13 protein-coding genes are annotated in these 15,169 nt (G+C 73.4%); 4 read left to right on the top strand and 9 right to left on the bottom strand.

Annotated elements, in window-relative coordinates; all coding sequences use genetic code 11:
• Window positions 1-36 precede the first annotated feature (36 nt).
• From nirD to ACFW48_RS01350, 3 genes are read right to left on the bottom strand one after another with little or no spacing between them, the layout of a single operon-like run.
• On the bottom strand, window positions 37-402 hold the full coding sequence (nirD, locus tag ACFW48_RS01360; protein ID WP_386309294.1) for a nitrite reductase small subunit NirD: 366 nt from the start codon (window positions 400-402) through the stop codon (window positions 37-39).
• A complete protein-coding gene (gene nirB, locus ACFW48_RS01355) occupies window positions 399-3,023 on the bottom strand; it encodes a nitrite reductase large subunit NirB (protein ID WP_386309292.1) in 2,625 nt (874 codons plus the stop codon). The genes nirD and nirB overlap by 4 nt, the downstream gene beginning before the upstream one ends.
• A complete protein-coding gene (locus ACFW48_RS01350) occupies window positions 3,023-4,261 on the bottom strand; it encodes an NAD(P)/FAD-dependent oxidoreductase (protein ID WP_386309290.1) in 1,239 nt (412 codons plus the stop codon). The genes nirB and ACFW48_RS01350 overlap by 1 nt, the downstream gene beginning before the upstream one ends.
• A 210-nt stretch (window positions 4,262-4,471) precedes the next feature.
• On the opposite strand from ACFW48_RS01350, the gene ACFW48_RS01345 reads away from it, so the two are divergent.
• The gene (locus tag ACFW48_RS01345; RefSeq protein WP_386309289.1) at window positions 4,472-5,254 is read left to right on the top strand and encodes a sulfite exporter TauE/SafE family protein; all 783 of its coding nucleotides are present in this window, start codon (window positions 4,472-4,474) and stop codon (window positions 5,252-5,254) included.
• Here the strand turns inward: ACFW48_RS01345 and ACFW48_RS01340 are convergent.
• Window positions 5,251-7,086 (bottom strand): glycoside hydrolase family 3 protein, encoded by a 1,836-nt coding sequence (locus ACFW48_RS01340; protein WP_386309288.1) that lies wholly within the window; start codon window positions 7,084-7,086, stop codon window positions 5,251-5,253. The genes ACFW48_RS01345 and ACFW48_RS01340 overlap by 4 nt on opposite strands.
• A gap of 118 nt (window positions 7,087-7,204) precedes the next feature.
• Window positions 7,205-8,110, bottom strand: a complete 906-nt coding sequence (locus ACFW48_RS01335) for an NAD(P)-dependent oxidoreductase (RefSeq protein WP_386309286.1) — start codon at window positions 8,108-8,110, stop codon at window positions 7,205-7,207.
• A gap of 107 nt (window positions 8,111-8,217) precedes the next feature.
• On the opposite strand from ACFW48_RS01335, the gene ACFW48_RS01330 reads away from it, so the two are divergent.
• Complete coding sequence (locus ACFW48_RS01330; RefSeq protein ID WP_386309285.1) at window positions 8,218-8,607, top strand: winged helix-turn-helix transcriptional regulator; 390 nt, start codon at window positions 8,218-8,220, stop codon at window positions 8,605-8,607.
• Here the strand turns inward: ACFW48_RS01330 and ACFW48_RS01325 are convergent.
• Window positions 8,545-9,165, bottom strand: a complete 621-nt coding sequence (locus ACFW48_RS01325; RefSeq protein ID WP_386309284.1) for a class F sortase — start codon at window positions 9,163-9,165, stop codon at window positions 8,545-8,547. The genes ACFW48_RS01330 and ACFW48_RS01325 overlap by 63 nt on opposite strands.
• A gap of 120 nt (window positions 9,166-9,285) precedes the next feature.
• Window positions 9,286-9,819, bottom strand: a complete 534-nt coding sequence (locus ACFW48_RS01320; protein WP_386309282.1) for a hypothetical protein — start codon at window positions 9,817-9,819, stop codon at window positions 9,286-9,288.
• 293 nt (window positions 9,820-10,112) lie between these two features.
• Here ACFW48_RS01320 and ACFW48_RS01315 point away from each other — a divergent pair, with 293 nt between their 5' ends.
• The gene (locus ACFW48_RS01315) at window positions 10,113-10,697 is read left to right on the top strand and encodes an NADPH-dependent FMN reductase (protein ID WP_386309279.1); all 585 of its coding nucleotides are present in this window, start codon (window positions 10,113-10,115) and stop codon (window positions 10,695-10,697) included.
• Between the two features lie 68 nt (window positions 10,698-10,765).
• On the opposite strand, the gene ACFW48_RS01310 is transcribed toward ACFW48_RS01315, so the two are convergent.
• Complete coding sequence (locus tag ACFW48_RS01310) at window positions 10,766-12,412, bottom strand: M4 family metallopeptidase (RefSeq protein WP_386309278.1); 1,647 nt, start codon at window positions 12,410-12,412, stop codon at window positions 10,766-10,768.
• A gap of 152 nt (window positions 12,413-12,564) precedes the next feature.
• Between ACFW48_RS01310 and ACFW48_RS01305 the strand changes: the two genes are divergently transcribed.
• Window positions 12,565-12,993 carry a gamma-glutamylcyclotransferase family protein gene (locus ACFW48_RS01305; protein ID WP_386309276.1) on the top strand — a complete coding sequence of 143 codons (429 nt, stop codon included), beginning with the start codon at window positions 12,565-12,567 and terminating at the stop codon, window positions 12,991-12,993.
• Between the two features lie 3 nt (window positions 12,994-12,996).
• On the opposite strand, the gene ACFW48_RS01300 is transcribed toward ACFW48_RS01305, so the two are convergent.
• Window positions 12,997-15,129, bottom strand: coding sequence for a molybdopterin oxidoreductase family protein (locus tag ACFW48_RS01300; RefSeq protein WP_386310226.1), 2,133 nt, complete (start codon window positions 15,127-15,129; stop codon window positions 12,997-12,999).
• Between the last annotated feature and the right edge of the window lie 40 nt (window positions 15,130-15,169).

Raw genomic sequence — 15,169 nt, 5'->3', positions numbered from 1 at the left:
AGACCTTTCTGAAACGATCGGTCAACAAAGGTGCGGTCAGGCGGCCTTCACCTCGTACGTCTCCACCCGCACCGCCTCGTCGTCCAGGCACTGACCGGTCGCCAGGTCGAAGCGCTGCTTGAGCAGCGGGGAGGCGACGAACGGGCGGCCCTGGTGGGTGCCGGTCAGGCCGCGGGAGAGGACCGCCGCGCCGGTGAACGGGTCCCGGTTGTCGATGGCGTACAGCTCGCCGCCCCGGTCGCGGAACAGGGCCACCTGGCCGCCGTCCGGCAGCAGCGCCGCCACGCCCCGGCCCGGGAGCAGGGCGCCGAGGTCGCAGGCCGTGAACCAGTCGTCCGTCAGGCGCAGGCGTACCTTCAGGTCGGTCGTCTCGGGTGCCAGGGACTCGGGTGCCAGGGTCATCGCCGGGTGCTTCCTTCCAGGAGGTCGTTGTCGAGGTCTTCCTCGGTGCGCCGCAGGCCGATGTTCAGCAGCGGCAGGTCGGGCTTCATCTGGTCGCGCTCGGGCACGAAGCCCACGACCGGGTCGGGGGTGTCGGGCGCGTTCACGAAGGACACGAACCGGGCCAGCTTCTCGGGGTCGTTGATGGTCTCGGCCCACTCGTCGCGGTAGTGCGAGACGTGGGCCCGCATCAGGGACTCCAGCTCGTCGCAGATGCCGAGCGAGTCGTGCACGACCACGTCCCGCACGTGGTCCAGGCCGCCCGGGATGCGCTCCAGCCAGGTGGAGGTGCGCTCCAGCTTGTCGGCGGTGCGGATGTAGAACATCAGGAACCGGTCGATGAGCCGGACCAGTTCGGCGTCGGACAGGTCCTGGGCGAGCAGGTCCGCGTGGCGCGGGGTGGCGCCGCCGTTGCCGCCGACGTAGAGGTTCCAGCCGTTGGACGTGGCGATCACGCCGAAGTCCTTGGACTGGGCCTCGGCACACTCGCGGGCGCACCCGGAGACCGCCGACTTCAGCTTGTGCGGGGAGCGCAGGCCCCGGTAGCGCAGCTCCAGGTCGATCGCCATCCGCACCGAGTCCTGGACGCCGTAGCGGCACCAGGTCTGGCCGACGCAGGACTTCACCGTGCGCAGGGACTTGCCGTACGCGTGCCCGGACTCGAAGCCGGCGTCCACCAGCCGGGCCCAGATCACCGGCAGCTGCTCGACGCGGGCGCCGAACATGTCGATGCGCTGACCGCCGGTGATCTTCGTGTAGAGCCCGAAGTCGCGGGCGATCTCGCCGATGACGATGAGCTTCTCCGGGGCGATCTCGCCGCCGGGGATGCGCGGGACGACCGAGTACGAGCCGTTCTTCTGGAGGTTGGCCAGGAAGTGGTCGTTGGTGTCCTGGAGGGCCGCCTGCTCGCCGTCCAGGACGTAGCCGCTCGCGCCGATCGCCGGGGCGAGGGAGGCGATGATCGAGCCGACGGCCGGCTTGCAGACCTCGCAGCCGTCGCCGCCCCGGGCGCCCTCCCGGCCGTGCCGGTCGAGGAGGTCCCGGTAGGAGGTGATCCGCAGGGCGCGGACGATCTCGTACAGCTCCTCGCGGGTCTGGGCGAAGCAGCCGCACAGGCCCTTGTCGACCTCGACGCCGCTCGCCTCCAGCTCGGCGGTGACCAGCTGGCCCAGCACCTTCACGCAGGAGCCGCAGCCGGTGCCGGCCTTGGTGCACTTCTTCACCTCGGGCACGGTCGTGCAGGAGTGCTCCGTCACCGCGCCCCGGATGGTGCCCTTGGTGACGTTGTGGCAGGAGCAGATCACCGCGTCGTCGGGGAGCGCGGACGGGCCCAGCTGGGCCGGGGCGCCGGCGCCGGCGGGCAGCACCAGGGACTCGGGGGAGACCGGCGGGACCGAGCCGGTGAAGGCGCGCAGGGTGCCGTACGCCTCCGCGTCGCCGACCAGGATGCCGCCGAGCAGCGTGCCGTCGCGGCCGACGACCAGCTTCTTGTACAGGCCCGCGCGGGAGTCGGAGTAGACGACGTCCAGGCAGTCCTCGGCGGTGCCGTGCGCGTCGCCGAAGGACGCCACGTCCACGCCGAGCAGCTTCAGCTTGGTGGACAGGTCGGCGCCGGTGAAGGAAGCCTCCTGGGCGGCGATCGTCGCGGCGGCCGTCTCGGCCTGCTCGTACCCGGGCGCCACCAGCCCGTACACCCGCCCGTCGGACGCCAGCGCGCACTCGCCGATCGCGAAGACGTGCGCGTCGGTGACCGTGCGGCACCGCTCGTCGACGCTGATGCCGCCGCGCTCGCCGACCGCCAGGCCGCAGTCGCGGGCCAGCTGGTCGCGAGGGCGGACACCGGCGCTGAACACCACCAGGTCGGTGGCGAGTTCGGAGCCGTCGGACAGCTTCATGCCGGTGACGGCGCCCGATGCGTCGTCGACCAGGATCTCCTGCGTGCCGACGCCCGTGTGGACGGACAGGCCCATGCCCTCGATGGTGCGCAGCAGCGCCGCGCCGCCGCCCTCGTCGACCTGGACCGGCATCAGGCGGGGCGCGAACTCCACGATGTGCGAGGTGAGTCCGAGGCCCTTGAGCGCACCGGCCGCCTCCAGGCCGAGGAGTCCGCCGCCGACCACCGCGCCGGTCGTCGCGCTCTTCGCGTACTCCTCGATGGCGAGCAGGTCCTCGATCGTCCGGTAGACGAAGCAGCCCTCGGCGTCCTTGCCGGGGACCGGCGGGACGAAGGGGTAGGAGCCGGTGGCGAGCACGAGGACGTCGTAGTCGACGACCAGCCCGGAGCGGGCGGTCACCTTGCGCGCGTCCCGGTCGACGGTCACCGCCGGGTCGCCGACGCGCAGCTCGATGCTGTGCTCGTCGATGAAGGCCAGGTCGGTCATCGACAGGTCGTCGGGGGTCTTGCCCGAGAAGTACGAGGTGAGCTGGACGCGGTCGTAGGCGGGGCGCGGCTCCTCGCACAGCACGACCACGCGGTGCGTGGCGGTCAGGCCGCGCTCGGCGAGCGCTTCGAGGAAGCGCTGGCCGACCATGCCGTGGCCGACGAGCACGATGGTGGGGGTGGGCCCCGGGGTGGCGGTCATCAGGAGCCTCCGTCATTGGTGAGCAGGTGGAGCAGGGGGCCGCCGTCGGACGGGAGCGGCTCTGCTCCCTCCCAGGCGCGCGCGAGCGCGCCGACGGTGCCGAGTTCGCCGACCAGGACCCCGCCGACCAGCCGGTCGTCGCGGACGACGACCTTGCGGTAGGTGCCCCGGGTGGCGTCGGCGAGCTGCACGACGTCGTCGCCGGGGCGGGGGTCGGTCTCGCCGAACGCGGCGAGGTCGAAGGGGCTGTCGGGCCCGAAGGGGCTGCCGGGCCCGGTGAGGGTGAGCCGGGTCAGGGACCGGGTGCCGGTGTAGCGGGCGGCCGTGTCGTCCCCGGCGAGCAGCTCGGCGAGCGCGCCCGCCTGTTCGAGGGCGGGCGCGGCCAGTCCGTACACGCGTCCCGCGTGCTGGGCGCAGTCGCCGACGGCGCGGATGTGCGGGTCGGAGGTGCGCAGCTCGTCGTCGACGACCACGCCCTTCGCGACCTCCAGCCCCGCCGCCTGTGCGAGGCCGACGCGCGGCCGTACCCCGCACGCGAGGACGACGAGGTCGGCGCCGAGGGCGTACCCGTCGGCCATCTCCACCGACCGCACCGCACCGCCGACCGAGCGCACGTCCCGTACCCGGCACTCGGTGTGCACCTCGACGCCCAGGTCCTCCAGATGCCGCCGCACGAGCGCGGAGGCCGCCGGGTCGAGCTGGCGCTCCATCAGCCGCTCGGACTGCTGGGCGAGGACGACCTGCGCGCCGCGCACGGCCAGCGCGCGGGCGGCGGAAACACCGAGCAGCCCGCCGCCGATGACGACCGCCCGCGCCCCCGGCCGTACCGCCTTGGACAGCCCCAGGCAGTCGTCCATCGTCCGGAACGCGTGCACGCCCTCGGGCAGTTCGCGGTCCGGGGTGAACAGGCCGCGCAGGGGCGGCAGTACGGCGTTGGAGCCGGTGGCCATGACCAGCGTGTCGTATGCGATCACCGAGCCGTCGGCGCACCGGACCGTCCGCCCGGCCTGGTCGATGCCGGTGACCCGGCCGCGCAGCAGCCCGGCGGGCGCCGGCAGGGCGATCACCTCGGGGCTGTACCGGCCGGCCAGCACCTCGGCGAGCAGCACCCGGTTGTACGGGCGGTGCTCCTCGTCGCCGACCAGCAGCGCGGGCGTGCCCAGCTCACCGAGCCGCCGGGCGAGCGTCACGCCCGCCAGTCCGGCGCCGATCACCACCACACGCGTATTCGAGGTCATGGCAACGAGCGTGCGGTGCGGGTGTTACCCGGTGACATCGCGTCTGTTTCCCGCGGGGAACGCTGCCCTCAGCGGGGGCGGGGGGTGGGTGTGAGGGGCGCGGGGGACGGCCCGCGAACTTCGGAAGACGCCCCCGGCGACCGGCCGGCAACCTCAGAAGACCCTCATCTCGATGGACGGCACATTCTTACCGTCCATAAGCTCGCGATCATGCCCGACATATCGCTGACCACCGTCATCCTGCTCTGCCTCGCCGCCCTCGCGGCCGGCTGGATCGACGCCGTGGTCGGCGGTGGCGGACTCCTGCTGCTCCCGGCGCTGCTGCTCGGGCTCCCCGCCGGCACGCCGGCCGCGCACGCGCTGGGCACCAACAAGGCGGTCGCCATCGTCGGCACCACCGGCGCGGCGGTGACCTACGCCCGCAAGGCGCCCGTGGACGTCCGCGTGGCCGTCCGCATCGGCCTCGCGGCGCTGGCCGGGTCGTCGGGCGGGGCCTTCTTGGCGGCCGGGATGAGCACCGAGGTGCTCAAGCCGGTGATCATGGTGGTGCTGCTCGCGGTCGCGGCCTTCGTGATCCTCCGCCCCGCCTTCGGCACCGCCCCCGCCACCGGCCCGGTCACCCGGCGCCGGATCTTCGCCGCGATCGGCCTCGCGGGTCTCGGCATCGGCTTCTACGACGGCCTCGTCGGCCCGGGCACGGGGACCTTCCTGGTCCTGGCCCTCACCGCCGTCCTCCACCTGGACCTGGTGACCGCCTCCGCCACCGCGAAGATCGTCAACTGCTGCACCAACGCGGGCGCCCTCGCCACCTTCGCCTGGCAGGGCGCCGTGCTGTGGCAGCTGGCCGCCCTGATGGCCGCCTTCAACCTCGCCGGCGGCATGTTCGGCGCGCACACGGCCCTCAAGAGGGGCAGCGGGTTCGTCCGCGTCGTCCTGCTGACGGTGGTCTTCGCGCTGGTGGCGAACCTGGCGTACGAGCAGTGGGTGGCCTAGGGCCTGTCGTCGTCGTAGGACAGGCCGTGCCCGGAGCGGAAGAGGACCTCGGACGGGTCGTCGGCCCGCTGGATGGGTACGGGCAGCTTGCCGCGCGGCTCGACCCGGCCGGCGATCACCCGGGCCGCGGCGCGCAGTTCGACCTCGGTCCAGCAGTAGGAGGCCAGTGAGGCCGGGACGTCGCCGAGGTGGGCGATGTCGTAGGGGTTGCGCACCGCGAGGTGGACGACGGGGACGCCCGTCGCGAGCAGCCGGGACACCAGGGTGCACTGGGCGCTGGTGGCGCCGACGTTGTCGGTGGTGACCACCACCGCGTCCCGTCCCCGCGCGGCGGCCACGGCCTCGTCGATCCTCGCCGCGTCGGGCGCCCGGCCGGTGGCGAGGTGGGTGGTCCGATAGCCCAGCTCGTCGAACGCCTTGGCCAGCTCGGGCACCGTGGTGCGGGTGTCGCCGGTCGGGAAGGCCGGGTCGGCGCCGACCACGAGCAGCTTCCGCTGCCCGCGGCGCAGCGGGAGCGCCTCGTCCTCGTTGACCAGCAGGGTGGTGGTGCGCTCGGCGATCCGGGCGGCGGCCAGCCGGTGCCCGCGGGCACCGACGACCCGGTCGACCACCTTCGCAGAGACGTAGGGGCTGCCGTCGAACAGGCCGGCCTTGTCCTTGATCCGCAGGATGCGCAGGACCGATTCGTCGAGCCGGTCCTCGGTGATCTCTCCGCTGCGGACGGCGGCCAGGACGCCGTTGTAGGCGACGTCGATGTCCGGCGGGAACAGCAGTTGGTCGGCGCCGGCCTTGAGGGCGAGGACGGGCACGCGGTCGTCGCCGTACTTGGTGCGGACACCCCGCATGTTGAGGGCGTCGGTGACGATCACGCCGTCGAAGCCGAGTTCGTCGCGCAGCACGCCCTGGAGGATCGTGGGCGACAGGGTGGCCGGTTCGTTGCTGGGGTCGAGCGCGGGGACCTGGAGGTGCGCGGTCATGATCGAGTCGACGCCGGCGGCGATCGCGGCCTTGAAGGGCGGGGCGTCGACGCGGTCCCACTCCTCGCGGGTGTGGGTGATCACGGGAAGCCCGGTGTGGCTGTCCTGCGCGGTGTCCCCGTGGCCCGGGAAGTGCTTGGCGCAGGCCACGACGCCGGCCTGCTGGTACCCGGTCACCTGGGCCGCCACCATGCGGCCGACCTCGCGGGCGTCGGCGCCGAAGGAGCGGACGTTGATGATGGGGTTGGCCGGATTGACGTTGACGTCGGCGACCGGGGCGAAGTTCTGGTGGATGCCCAGGGCGGCGAGTTCGGTGCCCGATATCCGTCCGGCGGTGCGCGCGTCGAGGAGCGAGCGGCCCGCGCCGAGCGCCATCGCGCCCGGCAGCTGGGTGGCGCCGCTGCCGATGCGCACGTTGGCCCCGTGCTCCTGGTCGATGGAGATCAGGGACGGGACGGGGGTGGGCAGGGCGAGGGAGGCCCGCTGCACACCGTTCGTCAGGTCTGCGATCTGGCGGGGGTCCTGGATGTTGTTCGCCCAGCCGGAGAAGTAGATGACACCGCCGATGTGGTACTTGGCGATCAGCTCGGCCACGGTGCGGACGCCGAGTTCCCTGAGATTGCGGTCCTGGTCGAACTGGCTGGGAGAAGTCGCCGACGTACCGTAGAAGTACGGTACGAACAGCTGGCCGACCTTCGCCTCGACGCTCATCCTGGAGATGATCTTCTTGAGGCGGTGGTCGCGCCTGTGCGCGACCGCGGGGGTGGCCGTCACACCCACGACGCCCGTCGCGCTCGCGGCGACCAGGGTCGCGGAGGCGAGAACGGTTCGTCTGGACAGACTCCGGTCCTGCATGCGGACATGCTCCTTCCAGCCTTGCCCATCAAGGGAATCGAAGGAAACGCGCACTACTCCGAACTGCGGGAAAGGTAGCCCGCGGAGCACGGCAGGGCAATAGGTCTAGACAAAAGGCCTAGGCCATCGCCGGGCCCCGCCGCAGATCCAGCAGCTCCACCATCCCGGTCGTGCCCTCCTCCCCGTGACCCTCGGCGAGCCACCGCTCCATGAGCGCCGTGTACGGCGTCAGCAGCTCCGCGCTCACCCCCTGCTCCTCGGCCGTGCGCAGCAGCGTCGCGCTGCCCGCCACCTGCATGGCGAGGTTGGAGACGACGTCCTTGCCGTAGTCGCCGCTCTCCAGCTCGTCGGCGGCCTGGTGGGCGGAGCCGGTCATCGCGCCGAGCCACGACACCAGCAGCGGCGCGAAGTCCTTGGGGGCGATGTCCTCGGGGCCGATCAGCGCGAAGGCGTGCGTGATGCCCGCGAACATGCCGCTCATCGCGCTCAGCAGCGCCACGTCGTGCAGCGCCGCGAACCCCGCGTCCTCGCCGACGTAACGCGTGCCGGCCGGGACGGCGAGGGTCTCCCGGTGCTCCTCGAACAACTCGGCGGACCCGCTGTAGAAGACGTACGCGCCCGAACCGGCGTCCCCGATCATCGGCGGTACGGCCATGATCCCGCCGTCCAGGAAGCGGGCCCCGCGCTCCTTCGCCCACGCGGCGCGGGCGCGGCCCTCGGCGGGGGTCCCGGTGGTGAGGTTCACCAGGTCCCGCCCGGTCAGGTCGGCTCCGTCCAGGGCCTCGCCGACCGAGGCGTCGTCGAGCAGGCAGGCGATCACCAGGCGGCTCGCGGCCACCGCCCCGGCCGCGCTCGCGGCGACCGTCGCGCCGTCGGCGGCGAGGGCCTCGGCGCGGGCCGGGGTGCGGTTCCAGACGGTCACGGGGTGTCCGGCGGCGAGCCAGGCGCGGACCAGGGCGGTGCCCATGGCGCCGGCGCCGAGGACGGTGAGCGGAATACGGGCGGTGGAAGTCTTGTCAGTCATGGAGACAAGGCTCCGCGGGAAGTGACGGCCCCTCAAGTACGTACTTCGAAGTGGGTGGTTACTCCGGTGGAAGCGAGCGGGCAGCGGGCGGGGACGGGGCGACGGGTATGGGTACGGTACGGCGGCCGGGGGCGCACGCCTGCGGGGTCGACGCGGCGATGGACGTGATCGGCGGCAAGTGGAAGGTGCTGATCCTGTGGGCGCTCGGCGAAGGGGCGCACCGGTTCGGCGCGCTGCGCCGCGCGCTGCCGGGCGTGACCGAGAAGGTGCTCGCCGCGCAGCTGCGGGAGATGGAGGCCGACGGCGTCGTGCACCGCGAGGAGTACTGCGAGGTGCCGCCGCGCGTCGAGTACTCGCTGACCGCCCGGGGCGTCGCCCTCAACGAGGCGCTGGCGCCGCTCGGCGCGTGGGGCAGGGCGAACGTGCTGAACGGCTCACCGGCCGCCGGTGAGGTGCGCGAAGACGACCACGTTCCCCTGGTACCCGGTACTGCGTGAGTAGTCGCCGCCGCAGGTGATGACGCGCAGCTCGGGCCGGTCCGCCGCGCCGTACACCTTCTGGTCGGGGAAGTCCTTCGCGGCGTACGCCTCCACCGCGTCGACCGTGAACACCGCGACGCCGCCGTCGCGCCGGTCGACCTCGATCGTGGCGCCCTTCTCCAAGGCGCCGAGGCGGTAGAAGACGGCGGGGCCCTCGGCGTTGTCGACGTGCCCGGCGACGATCGCGGTGCCCGTCTCGCCGGGCGTGGTGCCGGCCTCGTACCAGCCGGCCAGGTTCTCCTCCTCGGCGGGCGGCACGTCGAGGCTGCCGGACGGCGTCAGGCCGAGGCCCGTCATCGGGGCGTCCACGCCGATCGCCGGGATGCGGACGCGGTCCGGCGGCGAGGGCGGCAGCGCGGGCGCCGCGGCGGCGTCGCCGGTCTGCCCGGTGCGGGCCTGCGCGGCCGACGGCTGAGGCGGGGCCCCGGCCTGGGCGCCGCCGACGAGCAGCCACGCCCCGGAGCCCAGGGCGACCGCGGTGACGGCCGCTATCGCGGTGTTGCCGACCCTGCGCATGACGTCCCCTCTCCCTCGGGTCCCTCTGAAGGCCCCTGCCCCCTCCGGGCCGCGAGGGGCGTCGGACCCGGAGGGGGTGGGGAAGTGCGGTACCGGCGGACGGGCAGCGGAGGGTGCCCGTCAGATCCCGTCGCCTCTCGCCCGGCGATGCAGGAGCCAGGTACCGCCCGCGGCGGCGACGGCCAGAGCCGCCACACCGGCCGCGGTCTGCACGGGGTCGGGGCCAAGAGCACCGCCGACCCCCGTCTTCACGCTTCCCTTGGGGTGCACCTGCGCACGGGCCGGGGTCAGCGTGACCACCAGGTCGCCCGTCACCCGCAGGCCGCTCCCACCACAGGTCGCGACGATCTCGTACGTTCCCGGCTGCGCGCTCGGCGGTACCTCGAAGCGGCCCACCGCCTCGCCCTCGTCCGTGCCCGGCGCCAGCGGGAACGCGCCGGCGCCCACCGCGCTGGCGTCACCCGCCGCCGAACCGCCCTCGCCGCACGCCGCCGTGGTCACCATGGCCGGCTCGCCCGGCACGACCGAGGACGGGTACACCTCCAGACCACCGGTCGCTGCGGCCTCCCCGGCGTACACGGGCGCCGGGGAGGCGAGGCCGACGGCCGCGACGGCGAGCGCGGTACCGGTCAGCAGGCGGGCGGTACGTCGCATCGGTGCTCCTTTGAGCTCTTCGGTGGCCCCTGCCCTACCGAGGAAAGTCGCACCGGACGCGCCCCGCTCCCCGAGGATGCGCCGGGAATGGGATGAACGGGTGTCGGCCCCGGTCCCGGCGGGCCCGCGCGGGACGCCGTTTCGGCAGGTCACCGGCGTGTGGCGGGGGCGCGCCGGAAAAGATCCCGAAGGGCGCGCGGCGCGGGTGTGAACGGGTGACCGGTGCCTTGAGGACGGACCCGTCGATGCCACGACTTGACCTCAAGCAAAGTCGAGGTATCAGGCTGCCCCGCATGAACACAACGACCGCTCCGCTCCATGTGACCCTGCTCGTCGGCAGCAACCGCCACGGCCGCTTCGGCCCCGTCGTCGCCGACTGGCTCCTGGGCCACCTCCGGGCCCACGACGACCTGGTCCCGGAGGTGGTGGACGTCGCCGCGACCGACCTGCCCACGACCTTCGCCCCGACCCCGGAGGCGACCGCCGCGCTGGCAGAGATCACCCCCAAACTGGCGGGCGCAGACGCGTTCGTCGTCCTCACGCCCGAGTACAACCACTCGTTCCCGGCGGGCCTGAAGAACGTCATCGACTGGCACTTCGAGGAGTGGCGGGCCAAGCCCGTCGGCCTCGTCTCCTACGGCGGTCTGGCCGGCGGCCTGCGTGCGTCGGAGCACCTGCGCCAGGTCTTCGCCGAGCTGCACGCCGTCACCGTCCGCGACACCGTCTCCTTCCACAACGCGGGCGCGTCGTTCGACGACGAGGGCGGGCTCAGGGACCCGTCGGGACCGGACGCGGCGGCGAAGACGATGCTGGACCAACTGGTGTGGTGGGGGCGGGCCCTGCGGGAGGCGAAGGAGAAGCGCCCGTACGACGCCTGACACGACGCCGGCCGACACCCTCACGGCGAGGATGCCGGCCGGTGCCGGGGCGCACAGGGACCTGGTGGTCAGCCCACGTTCACCGCGTTCCACGCCGCGCCCACCGCGGCGTACTCCGTGCTGTCGGCGCCGTACAGGTCCTCGGCCGCGCTCAGGGTGGCCGTGCGGGCGCCCGCGTAGTCCGTGGACGAGGTCATGTAGACCGTCAGCGCCCGGTACCAGATGTCACCCAGCTTGTCCCGGCCGATCCCGGAGACCGTGGAGCCGTCGCAGGTGGGGGAGTCGTAGGTCACGCCGCCCACGGTCTTCGTGCCGCTGCCCTCGGCCAGCAGGTAGGCGAAGTGGTTGGCGATCCCCGACGAGTAGTGGACGTCGAGGTCGCCCGCCGAGGTGCTCCAGCAGTCGGCCGAACTGCCGTCCCTGCTCGGCCTGTCCATGTAGCGCAGCGCGTCGCGGCCGAAACCGGCCCGGACGACCTTCTCGCCGATCAGGTAGTCCCCGGCGTCGGCGGAGTTGCCCGCGTGCCACTCCACCAGCGTGCCGAAGATGTCGGAGGTCGCCTCGTTCAGGCCGCCGGACTCGCCCGAGTACGTCAGCGCCGCCGTCGACGACGTCACGCCGTGCGACATCTCGTGCCCGGCGACGTCCAGGGAGACCAGCGGGCCGAAGGTCGTCCCGTCACCGTCGCCGTACGTCATGCAGAAGCAACCGTCGTCCCAGAAGGCGTTGTTGTACCCGGTCCCGTAGTGCACGCGGTTGTACGAGCCCTTGCCGTCGCCCGCGATGCCGCTGCGCCCGTGGACGTCCTGGTAGTAGTCCCAGGTGACGTCCGTGCCGTACTGCGCGTCCACCGCGGTCGAGGCGCGGTCGGCCGCCGCCCCCGTGCCCCAGTGGTTGTCGGCGTCGGTGAACACCGTCGAGGGCGCCCGGACCAGGCAGACGGTGAGGAGGCACAGGTCGGTCCGGTTCCCCGCGTCACCGGTGTACGTGCCGCCGCGCGTCGGATCCTTGAGCTGGTACGACGTTCCGGACCGGGTCGTCTCCAACGGCACCGTGCCGCCGTACAGCGACTTGCCGTCGCCCGTCGCCGTCTCGATGGAGTCCCAGGCGTCGATCCGGGCGCCCGTACGCGCGTCGGTCAGCACCGTGCGGGCGACCGGGTTGCCGACGGAGTCCAGTGCCGCCGCGTTCGTGCGCCAGGCCAGCTTCGGGGCGCCGTGCAGCGCGTCGACCACCAGCTCCGGCTTGGCGGTGAGCTTCTTCAGCAGCTCGCCCGGGTTGGCGGCGCGCAGCGTGTTCGCGGCCAGGTCGGCGGCCTTGGGGGCCGACAGCTCCGGGGTGACGGTGGGGAGGGAGACCGGGGCGCTCGTCGCGCGGTTCGCGCCCCGGTAGTCGCCGTCGGGGTCGAGGTGGACGACGAAGTCACCGCCCAGAACGGGGAGTTCGCGGTAGGTGCGGTCGTAGCGGACGTGCTGGGTGCCGTCCTCGTCGATGACGACGTCGCGGACCTCAGTGTCCTGCGCCGGGGTCAGGCCCAGCCGCGTGGCGTGGTCCGCGAGGGCCGCCGCCGCGTTGTCGAGGGCGGCGGCGTGGGTCGGCCGGTCGTCCGCCTGGGCGGCGGGGACCAGGGTGGCCGTCAGGAGGGCCGCGCCGGCGGCGGCGATGCCGGCCGTGGCGGGGCGGGGACCTCGGACGTGCCGTATTCGGCGGCTCAATCGAACTCCTTGGGGGGAGGAGCGCTTCGGGGCGCGTGGGGAGCGCAGGGGGACGGCGCTGATGTCGACTCAGATTCAAGGAGCCCGGCATGTCATGTCCATAGCCCTCCCGTGAAGATCACGAGAGGCATGAGGGGAGAGAATGACCCCCTGTGGAAACCGCGCGACTCCCGTTCTTCGTCTACGGCACGCTCCGCCCCGGCGGCCCCAACCACGACCGCTTCCTGCGCGGACGCTCCCGCGCGGAGGAACCGGCCCGCCTGCACGGCGCCGTGCTCTACGCCGGCCCCGGCTACCCGTACGCCGTGGAGGAGCCGGTCAGACCCGGGGCGGTGGTCGCCGGGGAACTCGTCACCGCCCGGCCGGAGGCGTACGACGACCTGCTCACCGCCCTGGACCGGCTGGAGGAGTACGTGCCGGGCGACCCGCGCAACCTGTACGACCGCGTGGCCAGAACGGTCGTACGGGACACCGGCGGGGCGCCCGTCCGCGCCTGGGTGTACGTCGCCGCCCCGGCCGTCGCCGCACGGCTGCGGGCCCGGGGTACGCCGATCGAGGGCGGCACCTGGCCCGTGCGCTGACCGTTACGGCGTGCCCGCCGGCGACGCGGCCTCCGTCACCGCTTCCACCCGAACCGCGCACACCTTGAACTCCGGCATCCGCGAAGTCGGGTCGAGGGCCGGGTTGGTCAGGGTGTTGGCACGCCCCTCGCCCGGCCAGTGGAAGGGCATGAACACGGTGTCGGGGCGGATGCCGGTGGTGATGCGGGCCGGTGCCACCGCCCGCCCGCGCCGCGACACGACGGCCACCGGATCACCCTCGGCCGCGCCCAGCCGCGCCGCCAGCCGAGGGTGCAACTCCACGAAGGGGCCGGGCGCGGCGGCGTTCAGCTCGTCCACCCGCCGGGTCTGCGCGCCCGACTGGTACTGCGCCACGACCCGGCCGGTGGTCAGCAGCACCGGGTACTCGTCGTCCGGCTCCTCGGCGCTCGGACGGTGCGAGACGGGCACGAACCTGGCCCGCCCGTCGTCGGTGGCGAAGCGGTCGAGGAAGAGACGAGGGGTGCCCGGATGCCGGCCGGCGGCCTCGGTGGTCCCGTCCGTCTCCTCCGGCGCCGGGCACGGCCAGAACACCCCGTTCTCCTCCGCCAGCCGCCGGTAGTCGATGCCGGAGTAGTCCGCGGGACCGCCCGCGCTCGCCCGGCGCAGCTCCTCGAAGACCTCCTCGGGCTCGGTCGGGAAGCCCTTCTCCACGCCGAGCCGGCCGGCCAGTTCGTGCAGGACCTCCAGGTCGCTGCGGACCCCGTCCGGCGGACTGATCGCGCGCCGCCGCAGCAGCACCCGTCCCTCCAGACTGGTCGTGGTCCCCGTCTCCTCCGCCCACTGCGTCACCGGCAGCACCACGTCCGCCAGCGCCGCCGTCTCGGAGAGCACCACGTCGCACACGGCCAGGAAGTCCAGCGACCGCAGCCGCTCCTCGACATGGGCCGCGCGGGGCGCCGACACCACCGGGTTGGAGCCCATCAGCAGCAGCGACCTGATGTCCGTGCCCAGAGCGTCCAGCAGCTCGTAGGCGCTGCGCCCCGGCCCCGGCAGCGAGTCCGGTTCCACCCCCCACACCTCGGCGACGTGCCGCCGCGCCGCCGGGTCGGTCAGTTTGCGGTAGCCGGGCAACTGGTCGGCCTTCTGCCCGTGTTCCCGCCCGCCCTGCCCGTTGCCCTGCCCGGTCAGACAGCCGTACCCCGACAGGGGGCGTCCGGCCCGCCCGGTCGCCAGGCACAGGTTGATCCAGGCGCCCACCGTGTCCGTCCCCTTGGCCTGCTGCTCGGGCCCGCGCGCGGTGAGCACCATCGCCGCCTCCGGCGCACAGAACAGCCGCACCGCCTCCCGCAGTTCGGGAACGGAGACCCCCGTGATCCGCTCCACGTACTCCGGCCAGTGCCCCATCGCCGCCGCCCGCGCGTCCTCCCAGCCGGCCGTGCGCTCCTCGACGTAGCCCTCGTCGATCCGCCCCTCGGCGACGACCAGGTGCAGCATGCCCAGCGCGAGGGCCAGGTCGGTGCCCGGCCTCGGCGCCAGGTGCAGGTCGGCCTGCTCGGCGGTCTTCGTGCGGCGCGGGTCGACGACGATCAGCGTGCCGCCGTTCTCGCGCAGCTCGGTGAAGTACCGCAGGGACGGCGGCATCGTCTCCGCCGGGTTCGACCCGACGAGGATCACGCACCCGGTCCTCGGGACGTCCTCCAGCGGGAACGGCAGTCCCCGGTCGAGGCCGAACGCCCGCACGCCGGCCGCCGCCGCCGACGACATGCAGAACCGCCCGTTGTAGTCGATCTGCGAGGTGCCCAGCACCACCCGGGCGAACTTGCCCAGCGTGTACGCCTTCTCGTTGGTCAGCCCGCCCCCGCCGAACACCCCGAGCGCGTCCGCGCCGTGCTCCGCCCGCGTGCGGGCCAGGTTCCCGGCGATCCGGCCCAGCGCCTCCTCCCACGAGGCCGGCACCAGCGCCCCGTCGCCGGACCGCACCAGGGGGGAGGTCAGCCGCACCCGGGACGACAGCACCGCCGGCGCCGTACGCCCCTTGCCGCACAGCGCGCCCCGGTTCACCGGGAAGTCCGCGCGCTCGGTCACCTCGACGGTCCCGTCGGCGGCGGGCGTCAGATTCATCCCGCACTGCAGGGCGCAGTACGGGCAGTGCGTGGGCGTGGCGGTGATCTGCATGCCGGTGTTCTGCATGCCGTCCAGCGTGCGACGCCCGTGT

Origin of the sequence: Streptomyces sp. NPDC058812 (assembly GCF_042744565.1) — a bacterium.
GTDB classification, from domain to species: domain Bacteria; phylum Actinomycetota; class Actinomycetes; order Streptomycetales; family Streptomycetaceae; genus Streptomyces; species Streptomyces thinghirensis.
The sequence above is the reverse complement of the archived record's forward strand: the minus strand, read 5'-3'. Positions and strand labels throughout refer to the sequence as shown.